This is a genomic window from Sphingomonas sandaracina (genome assembly GCF_036663695.1).
Taxonomy (GTDB): domain Bacteria; phylum Pseudomonadota; class Alphaproteobacteria; order Sphingomonadales; family Sphingomonadaceae; genus Sphingomonas.
In genome coordinates this window covers 688,226-713,771 of the sequence record NZ_JAXOJK010000003.1, presented here as the reverse complement: position 1 = coordinate 713,771, position 25,546 = coordinate 688,226, and the positions used below count along the sequence as shown (strand labels likewise).

29 protein-coding genes are annotated in these 25,546 nt (G+C 65.6%); 19 read left to right on the top strand and 10 right to left on the bottom strand.

Annotation, left to right across the window (positions count from 1 at the left end; genetic code table 11):
• Window positions 1-138 precede the first annotated feature (138 nt).
• Window positions 139-1,386, top strand: coding sequence for a dual-specificity RNA methyltransferase RlmN (gene rlmN / locus U1707_RS12765; RefSeq protein WP_332800423.1), 1,248 nt, complete (start codon window positions 139-141; stop codon window positions 1,384-1,386).
• Window positions 1,379-2,158 (top strand): sulfite exporter TauE/SafE family protein, encoded by a 780-nt coding sequence (locus tag U1707_RS12760; RefSeq protein WP_332800422.1) that lies wholly within the window; start codon window positions 1,379-1,381, stop codon window positions 2,156-2,158. Before rlmN ends, U1707_RS12760 begins: the two co-directional genes overlap by 8 nt.
• 109 nt (window positions 2,159-2,267) lie before the next feature.
• Here the strand turns inward: U1707_RS12760 and U1707_RS12755 are convergent, their stop codons facing one another.
• Complete coding sequence (locus U1707_RS12755; RefSeq protein WP_332800421.1) at window positions 2,268-2,885, bottom strand: flavin reductase family protein; 618 nt, start codon at window positions 2,883-2,885, stop codon at window positions 2,268-2,270.
• A 53-nt stretch (window positions 2,886-2,938) separates the two neighbouring features.
• Between U1707_RS12755 and U1707_RS12750 the strand changes: the two genes are divergently transcribed.
• Genes U1707_RS12750 through U1707_RS12740 form a run of 3 tightly spaced genes read left to right on the top strand, consistent with a single transcriptional unit; the run spans window position 2,939 to window position 5,732 of the window.
• Window positions 2,939-3,697: a cytochrome b/b6 domain-containing protein gene (locus tag U1707_RS12750; protein WP_332800420.1), complete on the top strand. Its 759-nt coding sequence runs from the start codon at window positions 2,939-2,941 to the stop codon at window positions 3,695-3,697.
• Entirely contained in the window at window positions 3,694-4,455 is a 762-nt protein-coding gene (locus U1707_RS12745; protein WP_332800419.1) for a molybdopterin-dependent oxidoreductase, read from the top strand. Before U1707_RS12750 ends, U1707_RS12745 begins: the two co-directional genes overlap by 4 nt.
• Before the next feature lie 50 nt (window positions 4,456-4,505).
• Window positions 4,506-5,732, top strand: coding sequence for a class I SAM-dependent methyltransferase (locus U1707_RS12740; RefSeq protein ID WP_332800418.1), 1,227 nt, complete (start codon window positions 4,506-4,508; stop codon window positions 5,730-5,732).
• 40 nt (window positions 5,733-5,772) lie between these two features.
• Here U1707_RS12740 and U1707_RS12735 read toward each other — a convergent pair whose 3' ends face one another.
• Window positions 5,773-6,162 carry an EF-hand domain-containing protein gene (locus U1707_RS12735; RefSeq protein WP_332800417.1) on the bottom strand — a complete coding sequence of 130 codons (390 nt, stop codon included), beginning with the start codon at window positions 6,160-6,162 and terminating at the stop codon, window positions 5,773-5,775.
• A 224-nt stretch (window positions 6,163-6,386) separates the two neighbouring features.
• Here U1707_RS12735 and U1707_RS12730 point away from each other — a divergent pair, with 224 nt between their 5' ends.
• Both U1707_RS12730 and U1707_RS12725 read left to right on the top strand, forming a co-directional pair.
• Complete coding sequence (locus U1707_RS12730) at window positions 6,387-7,601, top strand: argininosuccinate synthase (RefSeq protein ID WP_332800509.1); 1,215 nt, start codon at window positions 6,387-6,389, stop codon at window positions 7,599-7,601.
• 90 nt (window positions 7,602-7,691) lie between these two features.
• Window positions 7,692-8,282 (top strand): class I SAM-dependent methyltransferase, encoded by a 591-nt coding sequence (locus tag U1707_RS12725; RefSeq protein WP_332800416.1) that lies wholly within the window; start codon window positions 7,692-7,694, stop codon window positions 8,280-8,282.
• A 78-nt stretch (window positions 8,283-8,360) separates the two neighbouring features.
• Here the strand turns inward: U1707_RS12725 and U1707_RS12720 are convergent, their stop codons facing one another.
• Window positions 8,361-9,578, bottom strand: a complete 1,218-nt coding sequence (locus U1707_RS12720) for a glycosyltransferase family 2 protein (RefSeq protein ID WP_332800415.1) — start codon at window positions 9,576-9,578, stop codon at window positions 8,361-8,363.
• 97 nt (window positions 9,579-9,675) lie between these two features.
• Here U1707_RS12720 and U1707_RS12715 point away from each other — a divergent pair, with 97 nt between their 5' ends.
• Entirely contained in the window at window positions 9,676-11,460 is a 1,785-nt protein-coding gene (locus U1707_RS12715) for a hypothetical protein (protein WP_332800414.1), read from the top strand.
• A gap of 36 nt (window positions 11,461-11,496) precedes the next feature.
• On the top strand, window positions 11,497-13,089 hold the full coding sequence (locus U1707_RS12710) for a hypothetical protein (protein WP_332800413.1): 1,593 nt from the start codon (window positions 11,497-11,499) through the stop codon (window positions 13,087-13,089).
• Here U1707_RS12710 and U1707_RS12705 read toward each other — a convergent pair.
• The 4 genes from U1707_RS12705 to U1707_RS12690 all read right to left on the bottom strand — a co-directional run bounded on the left by U1707_RS12705 (window position 13,037) and on the right by U1707_RS12690 (window position 15,829).
• On the bottom strand, window positions 13,037-14,197 hold the full coding sequence (locus U1707_RS12705) for a GNAT family N-acetyltransferase (RefSeq protein WP_332800412.1): 1,161 nt from the start codon (window positions 14,195-14,197) through the stop codon (window positions 13,037-13,039). The two genes, U1707_RS12710 and U1707_RS12705, sit on opposite strands and share 53 nt — an antisense overlap.
• Before the next feature lie 41 nt (window positions 14,198-14,238).
• Complete coding sequence (locus U1707_RS12700; RefSeq protein ID WP_332800411.1) at window positions 14,239-14,703, bottom strand: RidA family protein; 465 nt, start codon at window positions 14,701-14,703, stop codon at window positions 14,239-14,241.
• Between the two features lie 218 nt (window positions 14,704-14,921).
• On the bottom strand, window positions 14,922-15,548 hold the full coding sequence (locus U1707_RS12695; RefSeq protein ID WP_332800410.1) for an HAD family hydrolase: 627 nt from the start codon (window positions 15,546-15,548) through the stop codon (window positions 14,922-14,924).
• Window positions 15,545-15,829 carry a DUF3572 domain-containing protein gene (locus U1707_RS12690; protein WP_332800409.1) on the bottom strand — a complete coding sequence of 95 codons (285 nt, stop codon included), beginning with the start codon at window positions 15,827-15,829 and terminating at the stop codon, window positions 15,545-15,547. The genes U1707_RS12695 and U1707_RS12690 overlap by 4 nt, the downstream gene beginning before the upstream one ends.
• 36 nt (window positions 15,830-15,865) lie before the next feature.
• Here U1707_RS12690 and U1707_RS12685 point away from each other — a divergent pair, with 36 nt between their 5' ends.
• The gene (locus tag U1707_RS12685; protein WP_332800408.1) at window positions 15,866-16,228 is read left to right on the top strand and encodes a response regulator; all 363 of its coding nucleotides are present in this window, start codon (window positions 15,866-15,868) and stop codon (window positions 16,226-16,228) included.
• Window positions 16,229-16,591: 363 nt separating this feature from the next.
• Here the strand turns inward: U1707_RS12685 and rpmG are convergent, their stop codons facing one another.
• Entirely contained in the window at window positions 16,592-16,759 is a 168-nt protein-coding gene (gene rpmG / locus U1707_RS12680; protein ID WP_055881863.1) for a 50S ribosomal protein L33, read from the bottom strand.
• 166 nt (window positions 16,760-16,925) lie between these two features.
• On the opposite strand from rpmG, the gene U1707_RS12675 reads away from it, so the two are divergent.
• The 5 genes from U1707_RS12675 (at window position 16,926) to U1707_RS12655 (ending at window position 20,706) form a co-directional block, all read left to right on the top strand.
• Window positions 16,926-17,306, top strand: coding sequence for a hypothetical protein (locus tag U1707_RS12675; RefSeq protein ID WP_332800407.1), 381 nt, complete (start codon window positions 16,926-16,928; stop codon window positions 17,304-17,306).
• A gap of 3 nt (window positions 17,307-17,309) precedes the next feature.
• Window positions 17,310-17,876: a TMEM165/GDT1 family protein gene (locus U1707_RS12670; RefSeq protein ID WP_332800406.1), complete on the top strand. Its 567-nt coding sequence runs from the start codon at window positions 17,310-17,312 to the stop codon at window positions 17,874-17,876.
• Between the two features lie 87 nt (window positions 17,877-17,963).
• Window positions 17,964-18,149 carry a DUF1328 family protein gene (locus U1707_RS12665; RefSeq protein ID WP_332800405.1) on the top strand — a complete coding sequence of 62 codons (186 nt, stop codon included), beginning with the start codon at window positions 17,964-17,966 and terminating at the stop codon, window positions 18,147-18,149.
• A gap of 96 nt (window positions 18,150-18,245) precedes the next feature.
• Entirely contained in the window at window positions 18,246-19,838 is a 1,593-nt protein-coding gene (locus tag U1707_RS12660) for a cisplatin damage response ATP-dependent DNA ligase (RefSeq protein ID WP_332800508.1), read from the top strand.
• Window positions 19,839-19,908: 70 nt separating this feature from the next.
• Window positions 19,909-20,706, top strand: coding sequence for an AcvB/VirJ family lysyl-phosphatidylglycerol hydrolase (locus U1707_RS12655; protein ID WP_332800404.1), 798 nt, complete (start codon window positions 19,909-19,911; stop codon window positions 20,704-20,706).
• Here the strand turns inward: U1707_RS12655 and U1707_RS12650 are convergent.
• Together U1707_RS12650 and U1707_RS12645 are read right to left on the bottom strand one after the other, a co-directional pair.
• On the bottom strand, window positions 20,681-21,484 hold the full coding sequence (locus U1707_RS12650; RefSeq protein WP_332800403.1) for a glutaminyl-peptide cyclotransferase: 804 nt from the start codon (window positions 21,482-21,484) through the stop codon (window positions 20,681-20,683). The genes U1707_RS12655 and U1707_RS12650 overlap by 26 nt on opposite strands.
• Before the next feature lie 41 nt (window positions 21,485-21,525).
• Window positions 21,526-22,401: a cold-shock protein gene (locus U1707_RS12645; protein WP_332800402.1), complete on the bottom strand. Its 876-nt coding sequence runs from the start codon at window positions 22,399-22,401 to the stop codon at window positions 21,526-21,528.
• Window positions 22,402-22,704: 303 nt separating this feature from the next.
• Between U1707_RS12645 and U1707_RS12640 the strand changes: the two genes are divergently transcribed.
• The 4 genes from U1707_RS12640 (at window position 22,705) to lptB (ending at window position 25,482) form a co-directional block, all read left to right on the top strand.
• Window positions 22,705-23,325 (top strand): ribonuclease D, encoded by a 621-nt coding sequence (locus U1707_RS12640; protein ID WP_332800401.1) that lies wholly within the window; start codon window positions 22,705-22,707, stop codon window positions 23,323-23,325.
• Window positions 23,322-23,978 carry an LPS export ABC transporter periplasmic protein LptC gene (lptC, locus tag U1707_RS12635; protein WP_332800400.1) on the top strand — a complete coding sequence of 219 codons (657 nt, stop codon included), beginning with the start codon at window positions 23,322-23,324 and terminating at the stop codon, window positions 23,976-23,978. The genes U1707_RS12640 and lptC overlap by 4 nt, the downstream gene beginning before the upstream one ends.
• 47 nt (window positions 23,979-24,025) lie before the next feature.
• Complete coding sequence (locus tag U1707_RS12630) at window positions 24,026-24,565, top strand: LptA/OstA family protein (protein WP_332800507.1); 540 nt, start codon at window positions 24,026-24,028, stop codon at window positions 24,563-24,565.
• A gap of 134 nt (window positions 24,566-24,699) precedes the next feature.
• A complete protein-coding gene (gene lptB, locus U1707_RS12625) occupies window positions 24,700-25,482 on the top strand; it encodes an LPS export ABC transporter ATP-binding protein (protein ID WP_332800399.1) in 783 nt (260 codons plus the stop codon).
• The last annotated feature ends 64 nt before the right edge of the window (window positions 25,483-25,546 follow it).

Genomic DNA, 25,546 nt, shown 5'->3' with positions numbered 1-25,546 from the left:
ATTGTCGCCCCCCAATTGGGCCCCGGCCTTCGCCGGGGTGGTGGCCTTCTTGGTGAAGGCCTGGATCGGACGGACAGACTTCTTCCCGCTTCCCGCAGCCAGTAGAAAAAACAGCAGAAATCCGCTATGGGCGCCCGCATGCAGACTGCCGCGAACCTCATGCCTATCCCTGGGCACATCGATCCCGTGCCCGTTCCCCGCAGCTTCGTGCCGCGCAGCGATGGGCGGATCGACCTGCTCGGGCTGTCGCTCGCCGATCTGCGGATGGCGTTGGAGACGTCGCAGCTCGAGGAGAAGCAGGCCAAGCTGCGCGCCAAGCAGCTGTGGCACTGGATCTACAATCGCGGTGCGACCGAGTTTTCGGCGATGACCGACATCTCGAAGACGATGCACCCGTGGCTGGAGCAGCGCTTCGTGATCGGCCGGCCGAACGTGGTCGAGGCGCAGGTGTCGACCGACGGCACGCGGAAATGGCTGCTGCGGTCGGATGACGCGCAGGATTACGAGATGGTGTTCATCCCCGACGCGGATCGCGGCACGCTGTGCGTGTCGAGCCAGGTCGGCTGCACGCTCAACTGCACCTTCTGCCACACCGGCACGATGCGTCTGGTACGCAACCTGACCCCGGCCGAGATCGTCGGCCAGGTGATGCTCGCACGCGATTCGCTGGGCGAATGGCCGAGCCAGCCCGAGGGGCGGATGCTCACCAACATCGTGATGATGGGGATGGGCGAGCCGCTCTATAATTTCGAGAACGTCCGCGATGCGTTGAAGCTGGTGATGGACGGCGCTGGCCTCGCGCTTAGCCGCCGCCGGATCACGTTATCGACGTCGGGCGTGGTGCCGATGATGGCGCGCGCGGGGGCCGAGATCGGCGTGAACCTAGCCGTGTCGCTGCACGCAGTGACCAAGGAAGTGCGCGACGAGATCGTGCCGCTCAACCGCAAATACGGCATCGAGGAATTGTTGCAGGCGTGCGCGGACTATCCCGGCACCAACAACGCCCGGCGCATCACGTTCGAATATGTGATGTTGAAGGACAAGAACGACTCCGACGACGACGCGCGCGAGCTGGTGCGGCTGCTGCGGAAATACGAGCTGCCGGCGAAGGTGAACCTCATTCCGTTCAACCCGTGGCCGGGTGCGGCCTATGAGTGTTCGACGCCGGAGCGGATCAAGTCGTTCTCCAGCATCGTGTTCGCAGCAGGCATCTCGGCACCGGTGCGGACGCCGCGCGGGCGCGACATCGATGCGGCGTGTGGACAGCTGAAGACCGCATCCGAGAAGAAGAGCCGCGCGCAACTGGATCGCGAAGCGGCTGCCCCCGCCCCCGCCCCCGCCCCCGCCCCCGACGATGCGAACGCCGAAACGACCGCTTTTGCTTGAGTGGAGTGCGATTGCGCTGGCGACGGGAGCCGGCGTTCTCGGCGGTGCGATGAACGCCTTGGCGGGCGGCGGCAGCTTCGCGACGATGCCGACTCTGATCGGGCTCGGCGTGCCCTCGACCTTCGCGAACGCGACGAGCAACGTCTCGCTCCAGCCGGGCGCGATGGCGAGCGCATGGGCATATCGGCATGGGCTCGGGCCGATTTCCGGCGTCGGCATGAAGACGATGGCGGGGGTCACCTTCGTCGGTGGGCTGGTCGGCAGCCTGTTGCTGGTGGCGACGCCGGCCAGCGCGTTCGACGTCATCGTGCCGTGGCTGTTGCTGTTCGCGACGCTGGCGATCGCGTTCGGCACGCGCGCATCGCTGTGGCTGCGCGCGCGGGTCGAGATCGGGCCGAAGTCGCTGGTCGCGGTGCAGGCGTTGCTCGGCATCTATGGCGGTTATTTTGGCGGTGGCGTCGGGCTGATGCTGACCGCGGCCTGGGGATTGCTGTCGGGCGCAACGCCTGCGACGCTCGCGCCGCCGCGGACGTTGATGCTGGCGGTCGCCAACCTTGCCGCGACGATCATCTTCATCGCGATGGGCATGGTGGTGTGGGCGCTGTGCGTGCCGATGCTGATCGGCGGGATCGTCGGCGGGCATTTCGGGGCGAAGCTCGGCCTGGTTTTGTCGCCGCGCGTGATCCGGGTGTGGACGCTGTTGGTGACGATCGCGACGACGATCGTGTTCTTCTGGAGGGCGTACGGCTATTTGATCGCCACCCAAACTTGATTGCCCGCCACCCCAGCGGAAGCTGGGGTCTCGTGCGGCGGGGCGCGCGCGTCGTTACAGGGATATCTAGCTTACGCTGGGATGACGAATTTGGGGGCAGATCGAGGTGTCAGCCCGGTCGGCGCATCTTGAACAGCGCATCCTCGGTTATCGCGAAGTAATCCGCCGGGCCGCCGCCACGCAGGATCGGTTGCGCGCGGGCCGTCTGGTACACGCCGTCCTCGAGCATCGCCGGGTCGATGTGGATCGCGACCGCTTCGCCGAGCACCAGCCACTGGTCGAGTTCGCGGCCTTCCTTCGTTTCCAGCCGGATCAGCTGCGTCAGCTTGCACTCGAACTGCGCGCGGGAGGCGGCAACGCGCGGCGGCTTTACCTTGGTCGACGCCGCCATCTCAAGCCCGGCGAGCGCGAACTCGTCGACGTCGGCAGCCACGTTGGCCGCGGTCGTGTTCATCGCGTCGCCGAGATCGCGCGTGACCAGGTTCCAGACGAACTCGCCGGTCGCCTCGATATTGGCGACGCTGTCCTTCCAGCCCATCGACGAAAAGCCGATCAGCGGCGGGGAATAGTTGAACAGGTTGAAGAACGAATAGGGCGCTAGGTTCGCCACGCCGTCCCTGGACACCGTGCTGACCCAGCCGATCGGGCGCGGGGCGACGATCGCGTTGAGCGGATCGTGCGGAAGGCCGTGGCCGTTCGCGGGCTCATAAGAATGCCATTCGGTCATGCGCTGCGTTCCTGCTATGTAACCTGTTGATTGCCCTAGAGCGAAGACCAAGCATGAACGATCCCGCCCCAATCGTACCCGCGCCCCTTATCATCAAGCGCCACCGGCTGGCGACGCGCGTTTGGCACTGGGTGACGGTGGTGGCGATGTTCATCATGATCGGCAGCGGGATCGGCATCCTGAAAGCGCATCCGCGGCTGTATTGGGGGCGCTACGGTGCGAATTTCGATACCGCGTGGACGACGCTCGACCAGTGGCCGACCTGGCTGGTGTCGCTGCTCAACCTGCTGACGATCCCGGTGAGCTACAACCTTGCCATCTCGCGGCGCTGGCATCTGCTGTTCGCGCTCGTGCTCAGCTTCGCGCTGCTCGGGTTCATGATCGTCAGCCTGATCAACAAGCATTTCCAGCGCGACCTTCGCGTCCGTGCCGCCGAGCTTACGCCGCGCGCGCTTGCGCATGACGTGAAGGGCCATCTGGCCTTCCGCTTTCACGATCCCGAGCGGCCGTCCGCCTATAATATCCTGCAGAAGCTGTCGTACGTGGCAACGATCTTCGTGTTGATCCCGGTGATGATCCTGACCGGGCTCGCCATGTCGCCCAACATGGATGCGGCGTGGCCGTGGCTGCTGGAGGTGTTCGGCGGACGGCAGTCGGCGCGCTCGATCCACTTCATCGCGGCCACGGGCCTCGTGCTGTTCAGCATCGCGCATCTCGCGCTGGTGATCCTCGCGGGGACGTGGAACGAGGTGCGGTCGATGATTACCGGGCGCTGGGCAGTACCCGCCCACGCCGAGGAGGACGTCGCATGAGTTCGCTGATTACCCGCCGCTCGGTAGTCGTCGGCGCGACGATCGGTGCAGGCGCGCTGCTGACCGGCTGCGACAAGATCGCCGCGAACCCAGAGGCGCGGAAGATCCTGTTCATGGGCGAGGATATGAACCGGGGGCTGCAACGCGCGCTGACCAACCGCAACGCGCTGGTGCCCGAGTTCAGCCCAGCGCAGATGTCGCCGATCTTCCGGTCGAACGGCACGCGCGATCCGGGGACGGCTGCGTATAGCGCGATGGTCGCCAATAATTTCGCGGACTACCGACTCACGGTCGGCGGGCTGGTCGATCGTCCGCTGTCGCTTTCGCTGTCGCAACTCCGTCGGATGCCGTCGCGTGCGCAGATCACGCGGCACGATTGCGTCGAAGGTTGGAGCGCGATCGGCAAATGGCAGGGGCCGAAGCTCGGCGCGCTGCTGACCGCCGCGAAGATCCGCGACACGGCGCGCTATATCGTCTTCACCTGCGCCGATCTCTACGGCGGCGCGCCCTATTACGAGTCGGTCGACCTGGTCGACGCCTTCCACCCGCAAACCATCCTCGCCTGGGCGCTCAACGACCAGGTGCTGGACGTCGCGCACGGCGCCCCCGTCCGGCTGCGCGTCGAACGGCAGCTCGGCTACAAGCACGCCAAATACGTCATGGCGATCGATGCGGTCGAGAGCCTCGCCGGGATCGGCAAGGGCAAGGGCGGATACTGGGAAGATAATGTAGATTATGACTGGTACGCCGGGATCTGAGCCGGCGCGAGGGCTAGCGCATTTCCGTACCAGTCATTAGCTAACCCACCATGGCACTTTTCGATCGTTTCCTGGCCCGGCAGGTGAAAACCGGCGAACTCACGCTCATCCATGCCGACGGCACGACCAAGCATTTCGGCAAGCCCGACCCGGCTTATAACCCCGTCACGATCCGCCTGACCAAGCCCGGTGTCGCCGGCGCGATCGTCCGCCACCCGGCGCTGGGCGCGGCGGAGGCGTTCATGGACGGGCGCCTCGTGATCGAGCGCGGCGACATTCGCGATCTGGTCAATCTGCTCAAGGGCAACAGTCCGTGGGAGCGGGGCGGCGGGCTCAATCCGTCGCTGCCGATCAAGCTGCTCGACACGATCGTCCACCGCGTCGACCGGGTGAACATGGCGCGCCGGTCGAAGAAGAACGTCGCACATCATTACGATCTGTCGGACCGGCTGTACGATCTGTTCCTGGACGCGGACCGGCAATATAGCTGCGCGTACTTCACCGATCCGGGCAACAGCCTCGAGCAGGCGCAGGGCGACAAGAAGGCGCATATCGCCGCCAAGCTGGCGATCGAGCCGGGGATGCGGGTGCTCGATATCGGCTGCGGCTGGGGCGGGATGGCGCTGTACCTGCATGCGAAGACCGGGGCGGAGGTGCTCGGCGTGACGCTGAGCGAGGAGCAGCTGAAGGTCGCGCGCCGCCGCGCCGAAGAGGCCGGGGTCGCCGAAAAGGTGAAGTTCGAACTGATCGATTACCGGGCGCTGACCGGGACGTTCGACCGGATCGTGTCGGTCGGGATGTTCGAGCATGTCGGCCCGCCGCAGTACAAGGCGTTCTTCCGCAAGTGCCGCGACCTGCTGACCGAAGAGGGCGTGATGTTGCTCCACACGATCGGCCGGATGGGCGGGCCTGGCGTGACCGATACGTTCACGACCAAGTACATCTTCCCCGGCGGCTATAATCCGGCGCTGTCGGAGATCGTGCGCGGGTATGAGGGGCTGAAGTTCTTCCCGACCGATATCGAGGTGCTGCGCGTCCATTACGCGCTGACGATCGACCAATGGTACGACCGGACGGTGGCGGCGAAGGACGCGGTCGTCGCGCTGTACGACGAGCGGTTCTACCGGATGTGGACCTTCTACCTGGCCGGCGCGGCGGCGGCGTTCCGCACCGGTGGCATGGTCAATTACCAGATCCAGCTGTCGAAGAGTCGGATGACGTTGCCGTTGACACGCGACTACATGATCGAACGCGAGCGGGCGTTGCGCGAGGGGTGACCTAATCCCCTCCCTTCCAGGGAGGGGAATCTGGCGTGGCTCAACGATGTCCCTGCACCTCGGCCTTGGCCGCAGCGCGCTCGTCGCCGCCGATCTTGCCGTCCTTGTTCGCGTCGTATTTTGCGAAGGTCTCGGCGAGCAACGCCTGCGCCTCGGCTTGCGTGACCTTGCCGTCCTTGTTCTTGTCGGCGCTCGTGAACCAGAGGTCGGCGAGGCGCCGGGCGTGGACCGGGTCCGGACGCCCTGCCCCGACCTTCATGTTGCCGATCCGCGCCTGCACCTCGGCCCGCGTAAGCACGCCGTCTTTGTTGGTGTCCGACACGGCGAACTCCTTCTTGAACTTAGCCGACGCGGAGGCGCGGGTTTCCTGCGCGAGCGCAGGGGTCGCGAGGCCGGCAAGAGCGATGAGGGTCAGCGTTTGGCGTAGCACGATCGAAGTACTCCAGTGAATTTGCGGCGCGGGTAGCGCGGACCGGTTGTACGCGCCATGAACGCGGGAGTTTCACGGGGGGAGTTTCACCGGGGGAGTTTTAGGGGGGTAGTCTCAGGGGCCGGTTGCATGCAGGCCGCCTACCGCATAGGGGCGCGGGCATTGGATACTGCCCGAAGGACATGCCCGTGACCGATCAGATCAATCCCGCCGGCGGCGCTGGAATCACCGGAATCAATCGCGTCGTGCTCGCCTATTCCGGTGGGCTGGACACTAGCGTGATCCTGAAATGGCTTCAGCAGACGTATAAGTGCGAAGTCGTGACCTTCACCGCCGATCTCGGCCAGGGCGAGGAGCTCGAGCCGGCGCGCGCCAAGGCCGAGATGATGGGCGTGAAGCCCGAGCACATCTTCGTCGACGACCTGCGCGAGGAGTTCGTGCGCGACTACGTGTTCCCGATGATGCGATCGAACGCTCTGTACGAGGGGCTGTACCTGCTCGGCACCTCGATCGCGCGGCCGCTGATCGCCAAGCGCCAGATCGAGATCGCCAAGATGGTCGGCGCCGACGCGGTCAGCCACGGCGCGACCGGCAAGGGCAACGATCAGGTTCGCTTCGAGCTCGGCTATTACGCGCTGTCGCCCGACATCAAGGTGATCGCGCCGTGGCGCGAGTGGGATCTCACCAGCCGCACCAAGCTGATCGAGTTCGCCGAACAGCACCAGATCCCGGTCAGCAAGGACAAGCGCGGCGAGTCTCCCTTCTCGACCGATGCCAACATGCTGCACACGTCGTCCGAGGGTAAGGTGCTCGAAGATCCGTGGGACGAGGTCCCCGACTATGTCTATTCGCGCACCGTGAATCCCGAGGACGCGCCTGACGTCCCGGAATACATCACGATCGATTTCGAGCGCGGCGACGGCGTGGCGATCAACGGCGAGGGCATGAGCCCGGCGACTTTGCTGTCGACGCTGAACGAGTATGGCCGCCGTCACGGGATCGGCCGCCTCGACCTGGTCGAGAACCGCTTCGTCGGCATGAAGAGCCGCGGCATGTACGAAACCCCCGGCGGCACGATCTATCAGCTCGCACACCGCGGCATCGAGCAGCTGACGCTGGATCGTGGCGCGGCGCATCTGAAGGACGAGCTGGCACCGCGGTATGCCGAGCTGCTGTACAACGGCTTCTGGTTCAGCCCCGAGCGCGAGATGCTCCAGGCGGCGATCGACCACAGCCAACTGAAGGTGTCGGGCACGGTCCGGCTGAAGCTCTACAAGGGCGGCGTGTACGTGGTGGGCCGCAAGTCGCCCAATTCGCTGTATTCGGAGAAGGTCGTGACGTTCGAGGACGATCAGGGCGCCTATGACCAGCGCGACGCGGAAGGCTTCATCAAGCTGAACGCGTTGCGCCTGCGGTTGCTGGGGCGGCGCGACCGGTAAGGCCATCACCTGATCCGGCGATCATTGCGCGTTAACCAAATATCATGGACTAGAAAGGCAAGGTCGTTCTTCTGATTCGGGAGAATTGACGTGCTGGCTGCGGTTCATGACAAGTTGGTGTTCGGCCGTCGGGTTCGACGTCTGGCCGCCGTGATCGCCGAACGGCTGCCCGCCGACGCGCGAGTGCTTGATGTCGGATGCGGCAGCGGCGACCTGGCCGTACTGATCATGCAGACGCGGCCAGACGTCACGATCGAGGGAATCGATGTGCTGGTCCGTCCCAACACGGCGATCCCGGTCCATGCGTTCGACGGCGCGCATATCCCGTTTGCGGACAACGCGTTCGACGCGGCGATCGTCGTTGACGTGTTGCATCATACCGACGATCCCGAGGCCGTGCTCGCCGAGATTGCGCGGATCGCGCCGATGGTGATCATCAAGGATCATCTGCGTGACGGCATCGCGGCGAACACCACGCTGCGCTTCATGGACTGGGTCGGCAATGCCGCCCACGGCGTCCGGTTGCCGTACAACTATCTGTCGCGCAAGGAATGGAACAGCATCTGGCGGACGCTCGACCTCGGCGTCAGCAGGTTCGCGAACCGGCTGTCGCTGTACCCGCGCCCCTTCTCGTGGGTATTCGATCGCGGGCTGCATTTCGTCACGGTGCTGTCGCGCTGAACCGAAGCGCGGTTTGGCGGGCATGAAAAAGGGAGAATACGGCAACCGTATTCTCCCTTTTTCATGCCCGCCAAACCGTCACAGATCGGGTCGCGTATCGATCAACCCGATCAGGAAGCTGGTGAACATCGTCTGCAAGCCAAGCACGCTAGCCAGCATCGCGGGGATTGCGGCCCGCATCATGTGAACCGGTTCCATCGGGCCGAAACCGGTGCGACCCCATTGCAGCAGGAGGGCGAGACTGCCGGCGAGCCCGAGTAACAGCAGCGCACCTCCCAGGATGCAGCCTCGTTCCACGCTGAAATATCGACGGAATTGTTCTACCCGCGGGCTGGTCGGCCATAGTCGGCTAGCGACACCGTACAGCCGCGCAAGCACACCGAAACCGATCAACTGGCTGCCGAGCAACGTGGCCATCGCCGCGAACAGCATCGTTGTCGCGCTGAGTTCGACACCCGCAAGCTCAATGCCGCCGGTAGCCAGCGCGGCGACGCCCGCCCCCCCTGCGGTTACGCCGACCAAGCCGGGATAGACGAACAAGTACCGCGGGGCGTAGGTCAACAGGAACCGGAGATGCCGCCAGCCGTCGCGCCAGGTGCGCAGATGCGGTGGGCGACTGCGTCCGTCGCACGCCAAAGTCGTCGACACCTGCCGCACGTCGAGACGATGCATGACCGCCTTGACGATCATCTCGCTGGCGAACTCCATGCCGGGCGACCGCAAGCCCAGACCGAGTACAGAATCGCGCCGGAAGCCGCGAAGCCCGCAATGGAAATCGCCGATCCGCGCGTTGAACAGGCGACGACCGAGAAAGCTTAGGACGGGATTGCCGAGATAACGGTGCAGCGGCGGCATGGCACCGCGTGCGATGCCGCCCTGGAAGCGATTGCCCATCACGAGCTCGCCCCCCTCGCGCAGCGCCGTCACGAACGGCATCAGCGCAAGAAAATCATAGCTGTCGTCGGCATCGCCCATGATGACGAACCGACCGCGCGCGGCAGCGATACCCCCCAAGAGAGCTGCGCCGTATCCGCGCGCCTCGACGCCGACGAGCCGGGCGCCCATCGCGTTGGCGATCTGGCGCGAGCCGTCGGTCGATCCGTTGTCGGCGATCACCACCTCGCCGACGATTCCGCTCGACCGCAGGAATGCCTGCGCCTTGCGGATGCAGAGTGCCAGCGTCTCCGCTTCGTTGAGGCAGGGCATGACGATCGACAGTTCGACCGCATCCTCAGCCTTGATCCCTGACGGTTCGCGTTCGACGATCGGCGACTGATAGGCCAGCACTGTCGGCATGGATGATCCTCCCTTGCCTGAAGGCTTACGGACCGAACGCTAAAAAGAGGGTTAACTATTCATCGTTAAGCCGGCCCGGTTCGACATAGGATATCGCATGCAAAACCCGCCGATCGACGTCGTCGCCACCAATACTCGACGAAGCACGGTTCGCATCGACGTGATCGTCGCGCTGGTTCTGGCGACGCTCTTGTCGATTTGCTGGACGATCACCGACTGGTCCCGGATCGGGCGGCTGATCCTGCCCGATGCCGACGACATGATGCGACTGGCGCAGGTCCGCGACTGGGTGAACGGCCAGGCGCTCAACGACTGGACGCAGTACCGGATGGCGCCCCCGTTCGGCACGCCCATGCACTGGTCGCGATTGAACGATTTCGGTATCGCCGGCATCATTGTGGCGGCGACCCCGCTGATCGGGCGCCACGGTGCGGAGATCGCCGCCGTCATACTCTACCCGGCGGTGCTGTTCGCGTTCAACATAGCCCTGTCGGCGAGGATCGCACGACGTCTATGGGGTGACCAGGCCGGTATCGTCGCGGCGATCCTGGCGGCGCTCGCCTATCCGGGCATCACGTTGTTCATTCCGGGACGGATCGATCATCACGCGCTCCAGATCGTCGTCATCGAAGCGACGGTTCTCGCACTGATGCATCGACCAACGATCGCCAGTGGCATCCTGGCGGGGTTGGCCGTCGCCGTGAGCCTGGTCATCGGCCTGGAGACCGTCCCGCAGGTCGCCATGCTGGTCGGTACGATCGCAGTGTTCTGGGTCGTGAACGGACAGGACGAACGGCGGCGTCTGGCGGGGTTCGCGGCGGCACTCGGAGGGATGACCGGCGTCTCCGTGGTCGCGATGCGCCCGACCTATTGGTCGGTCGAGCTGTGCGATGCCTTCACGCCGGCGTCTGCGACCGGCACGCTGGCGGTCGCCGCGGCGCTGGGTATGCTGGCCTATGCGACGCCATGGCTGTCCGGTTGGCGATCGCGGCTGTTCGTCGGCAGCGTGGCCGGCGTAATTGCACTGGGCGGAACGCTGGCCGCCTATCCGGTATGCCTGAGCGGGCCTTATGGCCTGGTCGATCCGTTCCTGCGGGCCGCCTTCCTGCCGCATATCGACGAAGCCAACAGCATCTTCGCGCAGGCGTCGGCGGCGCGAACCTTGTCGATCGGCGGACTGTTGCTCGTCGGCTGTATCGTATCCGTCTGGATGGTCGCACGCGCCCCCGAAACATGGGCTCGGGCCATGCCGGTCGTCGGCGTGATCCTCGTCTCGGCGCTTGTCACGCTGTCGCAAGCGCGGGGGACCTATATCGGCGCGCCGATGGTCGCCCCCGTGCTGGCCGGGCTGATCCTGGCGGCGCGGCGCCGATCGACATGGCAGACACCCGCTCTGATCGCGGCCTGGCTGGCGTCCGCGGGCATAACCTATGCCGAAGCCCCCGTGGTGGCGGTGCGTGTCCGCAATCCCGGCGTCCGCATTCCCGCCGCAACGACCCCACAGATCTTGTGCAATACGGGCGATGCATGGGAGCAGGTCGATCGCTATCCGGCGGGCGTCGTGATGGCGCCGACGAACATGGCGTCCTACCTCATCGGCGCGACGCATCTGTCGACGGTCGGCGCCGGCTACCACCGCAACAACCGTGGCAACATGGCGATGTACCGCTATTTTCTCAGCCGCCCCGATCGCAGCGCGGCGATCGCGCGGGCGTGGAACGTGACCTATGTCGCTTTCTGCCCGGGAGATTTTTCCGAGATCGACGTGACCCACAGCTATCCGGACAGCCTTGCGACGATGCTGCAAACCGGCCGCCCTCCGGTGGGCTTCGTACGTCTCCCCTTGCGTGGGGCAAGACTACACCTCTATCGCATCCGATAGCGACGTTGCAGTAGTGGGGAATGAGTGGACGACGGCATGACGGGGCGGCTGAACTGGTGGCAGACGCGTGGCTTCGTCGTGGCGGTCGCGCTGGCGTCGATCATACCGTTGCTGTGGCCGGAGATCCCGCCGCTGGTTGACCTGCCGGGGCATATGGGGCGCTACCGCGTCCAACTGGCGATCGGCGATAATCCCTGGCTTTCGCAATGGTATAACTTTCGCTGGCAGATGATCGGCAACCTCGGCATCGACCTGTTGATCGAGCCGCTGGCGCCGATCTTCGGGTTGCAGCTGGCGGTGAAGCTGATCGTGATGGCGATCCCGGCGCTGACCGTGACGGGGCTGCTGTGGATCGCGCGCGAGGTGCATGGGCGAATCCCGGCGACCGCGTTGTTCGCGCTGCCGCTTGCCTACAGCTATCCGTTCCAGTTCGGGTTCGTGAATTTCGCGCTGGCGATGGCGCTGGCGCTCAACCTGTTCGCGCTGTGGCTGCGGATGGGGCGGCTCAAGCGGACGCGGCTGCGCGCGGCGATCTTCATTCCGGTCTCGTGCCTGTTGTGGCTATGCCACACGTTCGGCTGGGGCGTGCTGGGCGTGCTGGCGTTCTCTGCCGAGCTTATCCGCCAGCATGATATCCGCCGCGACAGCGATCCCAAGAGCTGGGCGCATGGCTGGTTCAGGGCGTGCATCCAGGCGGGGCTCAACTGCCTGCCGCTCGCGTTGCCGATGGTGATGATGGTGGTGTGGCGATCGGGCGATCATGTCGGCGGCAAGACGCAGGACTGGTTCAACTGGCGCTGGAAGATGAACTGGATCACGATGGTCCTGCGCGATCGGTGGATGGCGTTCGACATCGCCTCGGTCACAGTGCTGTTCGTGATCCTGTTCCGCGGCGTGCGCGACCAGACGATCGAATATTCGCGCAATCTGGGGCTGTCGGCGCTGTTCCTTGCGGCGGTGTACGTGCTGTTGCCGCGGATCGTGTTCGGGTCGGCCTATGCGGACATGCGGCTCGCGCCGTTCGTGCTGGCGATCGCGGTGATCGCGCTAAGGCCGCGGCATGGATTGTCGCTCCGCGGTGCGGCGGTGCTGGCGGTACTGGGGTTCGCGTTCTTCGGCGTGCGGCTGGCGGGGACGACGGTCAGCTACCTGATGTACGACCGCAGTTACGACCAGGCGATCGCGGCGATCGATACGGTCCCGGAGCGGTCTCGCGTGGTGTCGTTCGTCGGGCGGCGGTGCCGTGACGACTGGGCGTATTCGCGGCTCGAACATGTGCCGGCGCTGCTGCTGGAGCGGCGCCTCGCCTATACCAACGATCAATGGTCGATGGCCGGTGCACAGTTGCTGACCACGAACTATGCGGCGGCCAAGGGCTTTGCGCATGATCCGTCCGAGGTGGTCAGCGACATCCGCTGCCGTGGTCAGTTCTGGCGGCCGATCTCGATGGCGCTGGAGAAGTTTCCGCGCGATGCGTTCGATTACGTGTGGCTGATCCACCCGCCGAAGTTCGATCCCGCGCTGGTCCGCGACCTGACGCTGATCCGGCGCGACGGCACCAGCCTGCTGTACCGGGTCAACCGGACCGCTTCGCCCCCGTCGGCTGCTCGCCCCGCCGGAACGGAGTAAGCTCGCCGAGATACTCCTGCTGCTCGGCGACGGCTTCGCGCTCGCGGACGAGATAGTCGGCGATCGCACGGCGGAAGCTCGGGTCGGGAATATAGTGCGCCGAGTATGTCGCGACCGGGGCATAGCCGCGCGCGAGCTTGTGTTCGCCCTGTGCGCCCGCCTCAACGGTCTGCAGGCCGCGCGCGATGGCGGCGTCGATCGCCTGGTAATAGCAGAGTTCGAAATGGAGGAACGGCACCTCCTCGGTCGCGCCCCAATAGCGACCGTAGAGCGTGTGTTCGCCGATCAGGTTGAGCGCGCCGGCCACGGCCACGCCATCGCGCTCGGCGAGGATCAGCAGGACCTGGTCGCCCATCGTCTTGCCGATCCGGTCGAAGAAGCTGCGCGTCAGGTACGGTTGACCCCATTTGCGGGCGCCGGTGTCCTGGTAGAACACCCAGAACGCATCCCAATGCGCAGGCGTGATGTCGGCGCCGGTGAGGTGGCGGATCGTCAGGCCTTCGACGGCGGCGGCGCGTTCCTTGCGGATGGCCTTTCGCTTGCGACTGGCGAGCACCGCGAGGAAATCGTCGAAGCTGGCGTAGCCGTCGTTCTGCCAATGGAACTGCGTGCCCTGGCGGATCAGCCAGCCTGCCGCCTCGAACAGCGTCACTTCGTCGGGGTCGATGAAGGTGGCGTGGGCGGAGGACAGCCCGCTCTGGTCGGTCACCGCCTCGAGCGCGGCGATCAGCGCGGGGGCTTGGTCGCGGTCGCGGAGCAGGAGACGTGGGCCGGGCACCGGGCTGAACGGCGCGGCGATCTGGAGCTTGGGGTAATATTGCCCGCCTGCCCGCTCCCATGCGTCGGCCCAGCCTTGATCGAACACGTATTCGCCTTGGCTGTGGCTCTTGGCATAGGCCGGCGCGATCGCGGCGGGCTTGCCGTCGGGGCCGTCGACCACGATCGGCAGCGCCTGCCAGCCCGAGCGGCCGCCGACGCTCTTCGAGGTTTCGAGGGCGGACAGGAAGGCGTGGCCGACGAACGGGTTGGCTGTGCCGGCGCAGGCGTCCCAATCCTCGGCCACGATCGAGGTGACGCCTTGGGCGATGCGGGCGGTGACGGCGTTCATTGACGCCTAGGTAGAGACGCGCGGGCGCGCCTCCAAGGAGGTCAGGCGGAAACCTGCACGATCGCATCGATCTCGACCGCGGCGCCGAGCGGAAGGACGGGAACGCCGACCGCCGAGCGCGCGTGCTTGCCGGCATCGCCGAACAGCGCGACCATCAGGTCGGAGGCGCCGTTCGCGACCTTGGGCTGGTCGGTGAAATCGCCGGTCGAATTGACGAACACGCCGAGCTTCACGATCCGCTCGACCCGACCGAGCGTGCCGAGTGCCGCCTTCATCTGCGCGACGAGCATGAGCGCGCAGAGCTTGGCGGCTTCCTGCGCGTCTTCGAGCGAGACGCCGTCTCCGACGCGGCCGGTGACCAAGGTGCCGTCCTTGAACGGCAACTGGCCCGAGATGTGGAGCATGCCGTTCGCCAGCACGGTCGGGACGTAGGACGCCACGGGTGCGGCAGCCTGCGGGAGGTTGAGGCCCAGCTCTTCGAGCTTGCGGTCGATACGATCGGTCATGGGGGCGGTATCACCACAGGGGTGGGGGATGGGTCAAGTGACTCGCCGACCCAGCCCGTCGATCGCCCCCCCCTGCTCCCCTCCCTGGAAGGGAGGGGCTGGGGGTGGGTTGGTTTCCGCATTGCGAGGAACCCGCAAGACCAACGCCGGCCTACCCACCCCCAACCCCTCCCTTTCCAGGGAGGGGGGACCGATGCGCCTTGAGCGAAAGGGGCGGCTCAGGCGTCCGCGGCCACGCCCGCTTCGAACCGTGCGGCGATCCAGTCCGCCGCCTCGCGCCAGTCGTCGATCCGGGCATGCGCCTCGGGCGCTTTCGGCACGGTCACCGCCAGCGTCGGCTCCGAGACCATGTGCAACCGATGCACCCCCGGCGCGTGCCTTGCGACCGACTCGTGATGCACCGCGAGGTCGTCGACGAAGACCGTGACCGGCGAACCATATTCCGCGACCAGGCGCGACACCGGCGTGCCCTTGCCGCCCTGGTTGCACTCGACCCGGTGGGCGATGCCGAACTTCGCCAGCTGCTCGATTCGCGGCTGGCGGCATTCGTCCTGGAGGTTGGTGAGGATGACGATGTCCGCCACCTGCGCCAGCCGCTCCAGCGCCTCGACCGCGTGCGGCACCAGGGTCTGGCGGTGCATCTCGGCGGGGAAGAACTCGGACAGCATCGCCCACATGTCCTCGCGCGATGGCGGCGGTCCGCCATCGCGCCGGGTCATCGCGGTCGAGAAATCGCTGTGCTGGATGGCGAAGTCGATGTCGTGGCGCTCGTCGAGCCACACGCCGAAATGCTTGACCATGTGCAGCAGCACTTCGTCGCAATCGCTGATCAGCAACGGCTTCATGCGTCGAACTCCCCGTGGTCCAGTCTGGCGTGCGCGCGGACCAGCGCCTCGGGCTTCACGCCAAGCGATTCGGCGCAGGCAATCAGGTCCGGCTCATGGTTTTCGAGGAAGCCGAGCGCCGCCGACAGCACGGTCGGGTCGCTTGCCCGTGCGCGCAGATCGTGCGGCTCCAGGCCGGTCACCGACAACAGCCGCATCGCGCGGTCGGGCTCGACCAGCGTCCATACCAGCGCGCGCAGGGCGAGCGCTTCGGCGTCTTCGTTTGAATCGCGGTCGCGCATTGCCTATCGTGCCCTCTTTCCTAATAAGGTGCGGCGGTGACAAAGAAGGTGCTCGTTGTCGAGGACAACGAACTGAACCTCAAACTATTCTGCGACCTGTTGCGCGCGCATCAGTTCGCCGTCGAACCGGTCCGCGACGGCCGCGACGCGGTGGCGCGCGCGCGTGACTTCATGCCCGACCTGATCATCATGGACATCCAGATGCCGCACGTCACCGGCTACGAGATCATCCTCGAGCTGAAGGCGGACGACGATCTGAAGGCGATCCCGGTGATGGCGGTGACGGCCTATGCCGGGCGCGAGGACGAGGAGCGGATCCGGGCGGCGGGCGCGGACGCGTACGTGTCGAAGCCGATCAGTCTGGCGCGGTTCATGGATGCGGTCGGGGCGTTGATCTGAGGCGGGTGAACTGAGGGGGGCTCGCGAGCCTATAAACGTTCTTTACCCTTCCCCGTCACGGCGTCTCAATCCGTGATCCGCTGCCTAACCCAACTTCCGTTCGTGCTGAGTAGAGACCGAGTAGCTCCGTGAGGAGCGTATCGAGGGCTCGTATCGAAGCATGGGTTCCACGCGCCAACCTGTCCTTCGATACGCCGTCTCGATACGCCGCCTGCGGCGACTACTCGACGGCTACTCAGGACGAAAGGGAGGGGGGAGCGCGGTACTCGGTTGAACGCGTTTCGCAAACGCCAAAAGCCGCGGGGGTTGCCCGCGGCTTTTCGAATCGTCGCAATCTATCGGCGGTTTGCACCGCCGACCGGATTACTTGATCTTGGCTTCCTTGAACTCGACATGCTTGCGCACGACGGGATCGTACTTCGAGAAGGAGAGCTTCTCCGTCTTCGTACGGGGATTCTTCTTGGTGACGTAGAAGAAGCCGGTGTCAGCGGTGCTGAGAAGCTTAATCTTGACGGTGGTCGGCTTGGCCATGAGCCCAAATTCCTATGGCTTGAAAATGCGAAAGCGGCGAACTGATGCCGCCGCTCGATCAAGCGCGGCGCATGGCGGACCCCCGGCGCGAAGTCAAGCTTTGCCACGCGATATGACGGCCAGTAGCGCATTTAACTGCGCCTTTACCACCACGGGCGCAACGTCCATGCAGAGAACAGGAGGCGGGATCATGGGGCAGGCAGTGCGGAACGCATCGGTGCAAGCGGTCGGGCGAATCGACGATATGATCGCCGTGAAGGCCGATCTCGCCGCGCGAATCGCGGCGATCGACGTCCGCGCACCCTATGCCCGGCCATGCGACATCGCCACTGAGATCGATGCGATACGCATCATTGCCCATAGCAACGGCCTCAACCCCGCCGTTACGGTCGCGCATTTCGTCGATTCGGCGCTGTCCCGCGGCGAGCACGGCGCGCTGGTCCATGGCTGGCTCGGCATCCTGCGCGATGCGGTGGGCTGCGAACGGCAGGACCTGCAGGCCTGTCACGCCTTTGCCGCCGCCTGCTCGGTCCGACTGGCCGGATAGCGCATGGACGCACTCATGGCGGCGTTGGTTGCCGCCGCGCTGGCGCAGGTCGGCGATCGGACCGCCTGGCTCGCCGCGATCCTGTCGGACCGCCTGCGTCGGCCGGGCCTCGTCATCGCCATGGCGGCGCTGGCGATCCTCGCCGCGAGCAGCGTGGCGGCGGCACTCGGCATGGTGATCGGTCCGAAGCTGGCGCCCAACGCCAGGCAACTGCTGCTCGCGCTCGCCTTGCTGCTGCAGGGTGGTGGCGCGTTTTTCCCCGCCAAAATGCCCGAGCGGCTCGACCGGTGGCAGATCGGCGCGGTCGCGACCGCGTTTCTCGGGCTGTTCATCCTCGCGTTCGGCGATGGCCTTCAGTTTATCGCCCTCGCCCTCGCGGCGCGCTCCCCCATCCCGGCGCTCGCCGCGATTGGCGTGACGCTCGGTTCGCTCGTGGTGATCGTGCCCGCCGCGGTGATGGGCGAGACCGCGTGGCGCCGATTGCCGCTGAAGCCGCTGCGCATCGCGATCGGCGCGCTTTTCCTGATAACCGGTATCGTCCTCGCGCTTGGCGCCTTGCGACTGGTGTAGGCGGCGCAGCCGGACGCATCGTTACGATACTGGAACCAACCGCGGCTCGACCGGTTAGTGGAGCTTCCATCCTGTTCGGAGGCCGACATGCTGAAACTCGCGATCACTTTCCTCGTCATCGGCCTGGTGCTTGCGCTGCTCGGCTTCGGCGGCATCGGCGGCGCCTTTATCGGTATCGCGAAGATCCTGTTCTTCGTTGCGATCGCGTTGTTCGTGATCTTCCTCGTGCTCGGGCTGCTTGTCGGCAAGGGGATCAAGAACGCGATCGACTGACACGGTTTTTGTGGTTTGAAACGACCGTCGTCGGATCGTCCGGCGGCGGTCGTTTCGCATCTGCATCCGTTCGGGCAGCAGGCGCGTTGAACGATGATGCATGCTTTCGCCGCCCTGCTCGACTCGCTCACCTATACCCGGTCGCGTAATGCCAAGCTGAAGCTGATCGCCGATTACCTGCGCGCGACGCCCGATCCCGATCGCGGCTGGGCGATGGCGGCGCTGACCGGCGATCTCGATCTGCGCGGCGTGAAATCGGCGGTGATCCGCGGATTGATCGAGGCGCGGGTCGATCCGGTGCTGTTCAGGATGAGCCGCGATTATGTCGGCGACACTGCGGAGACGGTCGCTTTGCTGTGGCCCGAGCCGGTCACGCCGGTCGACCCGACGCCGCTGTCGATCACCGATGTCGTAGAAAGGCTCGCCGCCCTGTCACGCGCCGATGCCCCTGCCGCGCTGGCCGACATGCTCGACCGGTCCGATGCGGAGGAACGGTTCGCGCTGCTCAAGATGGCAACGGGGGCGCTGCGGATCGGCGTGTCGGCGCGGCTGGCGAAGACCGCGCTCGCCGATGCGTTCGGGCTCGATGTCGATGCCGTCGAAGAGGTCTGGCATGGGCTCGACGCGCCCTATCCGAGCCTGTTCGCCTGGGCGGAAGGGACCGGCGAACAGCCAACGCCGGCCGACGTGCCCGTGTTTCGACCGTTCATGCTCGCACACGGCCTGGAGGACCTGCGCGTCGACCTTGTCGAGTATGCCGCCGAGTGGAAATGGGACGGCATCCGTGTCCAGATCGTCCATGTGGCCGGCGAAACGCGACTCTACAGTCGGACCGGCGACGACGTGACGGGCAGCTTCCCGGAAATCGCAGCCGCGTTTCGGACGCCGGGCACGGTCGACGGCGAGTTGCTGGTGAAGGGCGAGCATCAGGGTGGTACGTTGGAGGACGGCGGCGGGGCGGCGAGCTTCAATGCGCTACAACAGCGACTTGGCCGCAAGACCGTGTCGGCCAAGATGCTCGCCGATTATCCGGCCTTCGTCCGGCTTTACGATCTGCTGATCGACGGCGAGGAGGATCTGCGTGCGCTGCCTTGGACCGACCGACGCGCGCGACTGGAGGCGTTCGTGCCGCAGCTCGACACCGAGCGGTTCGACCTGAGCGCGGTGATCCAGGCCGATGACTTCACCGCGCTGGAGGCCATCCGCGCGACCTCGCGCGATGCGGCGATCGAAGGCGTGATGCTCAAGCGTCGCGATTCGCCGTATGTCGGGGGGCGCCGTGCGGGGCTCTGGTACAAGTGGAAGCGCGATCCGCTGACCGCCGATTGCGTCATGATGTACGCGCAGCGCGGCTCGGGACGGCGCTCGTCCTATTATTCGGACTACACCTTCGGCTGCTGGACCGAGGAGGGCGAACTGCTCCCGGTCGGCAAGGCGTATTCTGGGATTACCGATGAAGAGCTGAAGATGCTCGACAGCTTCGTCCGCAACCACACGCAGAAGCGGTTCGGCCCAGTGCGCGAGGTCGAGAAGACGTTGGTGCTGGAGATCGCGTTCGATTCGCTCCACGATTCGAAGCGCCACAAGTCCGGCGTGGCGATGCGCTTTCCGCGGATCGCCCGGATTCGGACGGACAAGCCCGCCGCCGAGGCGGACCGGATCGAGACGCTCAAACGAATGATCACGTAATCCGCGCGGCGTGGAATCAAGCGGTGGACCGCGCTATCGCGTCGCTTTCCAATACGCGCAGGACACCCTCGTGACGATATACAAGCATTCGCGCAGTGCGTCCCGACGCTGGCGTCGCGGGGCCTGGGTCACCGGGATACTTTCGGCCATCGTCGTCCTGTTCGTGTATCTTGCAGGATATTTCGATCGCGATCCGGTGCATGTGTATCCGGCGATCGGCGTACGGGCGTCGGGCGCGCCACCGATCGCGGTGGTGAACTTTTCGGGCGACATGGGGCTGCGGTTCCTGCTCGGCGCGTCGACCTCGCGCGGGCTGACCGAGCACGGCATCCCGGTCGTCGGGGTCACGACGCCGGCATTGTTCGGGCACCACCGAACCCGCGCCGAACTGGATTCGATCGTCGCAGACGGCGTGCGGACGGCATTGGCGAGGACCGGCGCTCGGCGGATCGTCGTGATGGGGCAGTCGTACGGCGCGGACATCGTCCAGACCGGACTGGCCAACCTGCCGACGGACCTGCGCCAGCGCGTGGCGGCGATCGTGCTGATCCTGCCGGGCGACACCGTCTTCTACCGGGCCGATCCGTCCGGGCTGCTCTACGATCATACGACGCCGGACGACATGGGCGCGACGACCGGCAACAGACTGACCTGGGCGCCCGTGACGTGCATCTACGGCGTGGAGGAAACCGACAGCCTGTGCCCGCTGCTGACGATCGCGAACGGGCGCAAAATTGGCATGCCGGGCGGCCACAACATCCGCCACGATGCGGACGGGCTGCTGGCGCACGTCCTGGCGGCGATCCGCGCGGCGGCACCGGAAGCCGGAATACGCCGCCCGCTCACCGCGGCGCGGGGGCGATCCTGATCTCGAACAGCGTGGGCCAGTATTTGCCGGTCACGAACAGTCGGTCCGCCTTCGCGTCCCAGGCGATGCCGTTGAGCACCGCCTCTGGATCGGTCGCGGCGACCTCGGCGACCAGCGGGCGGAGGTCGATCACCGCACTAACCTTGCCGGTCTTGGGATCGATGCGGACCAGGAAGCCCGTGTGCCAGACGTTCGCGAGCAGCGTGCCGTGGACATATTCGAGTTCGTTGATCTCGCGCACCGGTCGACCATCGATCGTCACCGAGACGCGACGGCGCTCTTTCATGGTCAGGGGATCACGGAAGATAATGTCGGGGCTGCCGTCGGACTGTAGAAACGACACGCCGTCGCTGGTAAGGCCCCAACCTTCGCCCGTGTAGCGGTTCTCGCCCTTGGGTTTCAGCGTGCGGACGTCCCAGCGGTGCGCGATGCCGTCATGCCAGGTGAGGCTGACGAGCTGATCCTTCCAGAGCGCCAGGCCTTCGCCGAACTGCGCCGGATCGATTCGCGCCTTGGCGAGCACCTTGCCGTCCTTGAGAGACACGCGGCGGACGTCGGATTGCCGCTCCTGCCCCGTGCTCTCGTACAGCGCACCGTCGTGCCAGAGCAGGCCTTCGGTGAAGGCGGTCCGATCATGCGGATAGCGTGCGACGATCGTCGCCGACAGCACCGGGACGCGCGCTTCCGGAGTCGCAGCCGCTTGTGCCTGGGCGGGCGCGGCCGACGAGAAAGATGATGAAACGAGAACGGCCGGCCCCGCCAAAGCGAGACCGGCCATAATCGTCATCCTACCAAACATGGTGGGATCGGTCAGCTGAATCAGCCGCCTGCGCTCAGGTTCACCGCTGCGTACTTGCCGCGACGATCCACCTCGAGCTCGAACTCGAGCTTGTCACCCTCGTTCAGCGTCGACATGCCAGCGCGCTCTACGGCCGAGATGTGGACGAATGCGTCAGGCTGTCCGTCGTCGCGCTGGATGAAGCCGAAGCCCTTCATCGCGTTGAAGAACTTGACCGTACCGGTCGCCTTCTCGCCGGTGAGCTGACGCTGTGCGCCACCCGCACCACCATCACGATCGCGATCGCCACCACGTGGTGCGCCCGGGCCGGCATCACGGTCACGCGGCGGACCGCGATCGGTGACGGCCATCGGCTCGCCGTCGATCTTCAGATCGGTTGCCGAGATACGGCCGCCGCGATCGACGAGCGTGAAGCCGAGCGGCTGACCCTCGGCGAGTGCGACCATGCCAGCCTGCTCGACTGCGCTGATGTGAACGAACACGTCCTCGCCGCCGTCATCGCGAACGACGAAGCCGAAGCCCTTCTGCGCGTTGAAGAACTTTACGACGCCCGTGCCTTCGCCGACGACCTGGGGAGGCATGCCGCGACCAGCGCCGCCACCACCGCCGCCGCCCGAGAAGCCGCCGCCGCCGCCGCCGCCGCGGTAACCACCACCGCCGCCGCCGCTGCCGCCACCGAAGCTGCTGCCGCCGCCGTAGCTGCTGCCACCGCCGCCGCCGTAGCTCGAGCCACCGCCGCCGCCATAGCTGCTGCCACCGCCGCCGCCGCCGAACCGGTCGCCGCCGCCACCGAAGCTGCTGCCGCCGCCGAACTCGTTATCGCCGCCGCCGAAGCTGTCGCGCTTGTCGCGGCCACGCCCGCCACGGTTCCCGCGGCCACCTTTATCGAAACCCATAAGCTCTGTTCGTCTTCCCGGTTCGCCCGCAAATTTCTCAAAAACCCTTGTGCCGGACGACGAACGCAGGTTTTCCAGCGCGAAACCTTTTGCGCCTTGAGAACACCCGTAGCGCAAAATACAAGCCGTCGCGAATAGATTCTGATCTGCGAGCGGTCTATTCGGTTCGATAATGACGCAGGTGTCGCTTGCCAGCCACGCCTCGTCGCAGGAGACCCTCGCGAGCCATCTTATCGCCCGATTCGCGATGGCCATGACGATAGAGCCATTGAGCGTTCAGGCGCGGACCGCTACGGCCACGCAATGACAGTTCATCTCCACGAAGGCGACATCCCCGCCGATCTGTTCGCGGCCGGTGCCGCGATCGCCGTCGATACCGAGACGATGGGGCTTATCACCCCGCGCGACCGGCTGTGCCTGGTCCAGCTGTCGGATGGCGGCCCCGACGAGCATCTCGTCCGGTTTGCCGCCGGTGCGGGCTATGACGCGCCCAATCTAAAGGCGTTGCTGGCCGATCCGGCACGGGTGAAGCTGTATCACTTCGGCCGATTCGATATCGCCGCGGTCCAGCATTATCTCGGCGTGATCGCGGCGCCCGTCTATTGCACGAAGATCGCGTCGCGGCTGGTGCGGACCTACACCGATCGCCACGGCCTGAAGGAACTGGTCCGCGAACTGCTCGGCCAGGATATCTCGAAGCAGCAGCAATCGTCCGACTGGGGCAGCCCCGAATTGTCCGACGCGCAAAAGGATTATGCCGCGTCCGACGTGCGTTTCCTCCACCGGTTGCGCGCCGAACTCGACAAGCGCCTGATCCGCGAAGGCCGTATGGAGCTCGCGCAGGCGTGCTTCGACTTCCTGCCTGCTCGCGCCGCACTCGATCTTGCCGGCTGGCCCGAGATCGACATCTTCGCGCACGCATGACCCAAATGGCGCCGCCCTCCCCGACGGCTCGCCGTGCGCGCACCGCGCGGCAGGACTGGGCCGCGCCCGGTGGCAGCCACGATCGTTTCGTGGCGATCGCCCGCGTCGGGCTGCCGACCGCGATCGGCGTGCTGGCGGCGTTTCTCGTCATGGCACCGTTGACGGCGGGGGGCGACGTGTCGTTCCTGCTCGACAAGAACAAGGTCGACGTCGCGCAGGAGCGGATGAAGATCCAGGCGGCACGCTATCGCGGCGAGGATGCCAAGGGGCAGGCGTTCACGCTCGACGCGAAGTCGGCGATCCAGAAAAGCTCGGCCGAACCGATCGTTCAGCTCAACCAGCTCGCCGCGCAGATCCAGCTGACGGACGGCCCTGCAAACATAAAGGCGAACACCGGTCGCTACGACATGGACACCGAGAAGGTGCAGCTGTTCGGGCCGCTGAACGCAACCGCGGCGGGTGGCTATGACCTGAAGACCACCAATGCGACGATCGACATGAAGGCGCGAACGCTAGAGAGCGGTGGTGCCGCGACCGGCACCGTCCAACAGGGGACGTTCAGCGCAAACAAGCTGCGCGCGAACCTGGAGGAGCGCACCGTGACGCTGGATGGCAATGCCCGCTTGCGGATCATCCCCAGAGGGCCGAAATAGCTATCATGCGCGCTACCCCAAAACCTGCCGGCCAGATCCTCTTCGGGATGTCCGCCCTGATCCTTTCGACGTTGCTCTCGACGGCGCTTCCGACGATGGCGGTCGCGCAACAGCCGCACAATTCGAATGCTCCGATCAATTTCAGCGCGGACCATATCGAATTGCAGGACAAGGCGAACCGCGCCGTGCTGTCGGGCAACGTCGCCGTCAAGCAGGCGGAAATGACGCTCAATTCGTCGCGGATGACGGTCGCGTATACGGGCCAGGTTATCGGCGGAAACCCTCAGGTCTCGCGGCTCGACGCGTCGGGCGGCGTGACGGTGAAGCGGCCCGATCAGACCGCCAAGAGCCAGTATGCGATCTACGACCTCAACAAGCGCGTGATCACGATGCTGGGTGCGGTGACGCTCAATCAGGGCGGCAATACCGTCAATGGCGGACGACTGACGATGAACCTGGATACCGGGCGTGCGGTGATCGACGGGTCTTCGGTCGGCGGGAGCAGCGGTGCGACCAACGGCGGCGGCACCGTGACTCAGTCGGGCGGCCGGGTGAGCGGTACGTTCTCCGTTCCGAAGCGCAACTGACCGCAACCGGCATAGCGCGGCGGCGAGGGCTTTCCCCTCGGGGGCTTTCCCCTTACGCCGACGTCATGCATGTTTCCTGCCAACCCGCGACTGCGTAAAGCGTTCGGCAACCAATCTTTGCGAGGCTTGATCCCATGGACGCCACCACGCTGCCCCCGATCGAGGACGTAGAGCCGATTTCCGAGCCGCCGGTGAGCAACGGGCTGCAGGTCGTCTCGATCGCCAAATCATATGACAAACGCGTCGTGCTGACCGACGTGTCGGTATCGGTCGGTCGCGGCGAAGTCGTTGGCCTGCTCGGGCCGAACGGCGCAGGCAAGACGACGTGCTTCTATTCGGTGATGGGATTGGTGAAGCCCGATTCGGGCCGCATCATGCTCGACGGCGAGGACATCACGAAGCTGCCAATGTACCGGCGCGCGATCCTCGGCCTTGGCTATCTGCCGCAGGAAACGTCGATTTTTCGCGGGCTGACGATAGAGAAGAACATACTGACAGTGCTCGAACTGTCCGAGCCGGACAAGGCGGCACGCGAGCGGAAGCTCGATACGCTTCTTGAGGAATTTGGCCTCACCCGGCTCCGCGCGGCGCCGGCGATGGCGCTGTCGGGCGGCGAGCGGCGGCGCGCGGAAATCGCGCGGGCGCTCGCGGCCGATCCGTCGATCATGCTGCTCGACGAGCCGTTCGCCGGCATCGATCCGATCTCGATCGCCGACATCCGCGATCTGGTGAAGGACCTCAAGCGCCGCGATATCGGCGTGCTGATCACCGACCACAACGTCCGCGAGACGCTCGAGATCGTCGACCGCGCCTACATAATCTATGACGGGCGGGTGCTGTTCTCCGGCTCTCCGACGGAACTGGTCGCCGATGCCAACGTCCGCCGCCTGTATCTCGGCGAGGGCTTCTCGCTCTAAGCGTATGGGCATACCCCTTCCTCCGTTCGCCCTGAGCGAAGTCGAAGGGCAGCCTCGCGAGCCG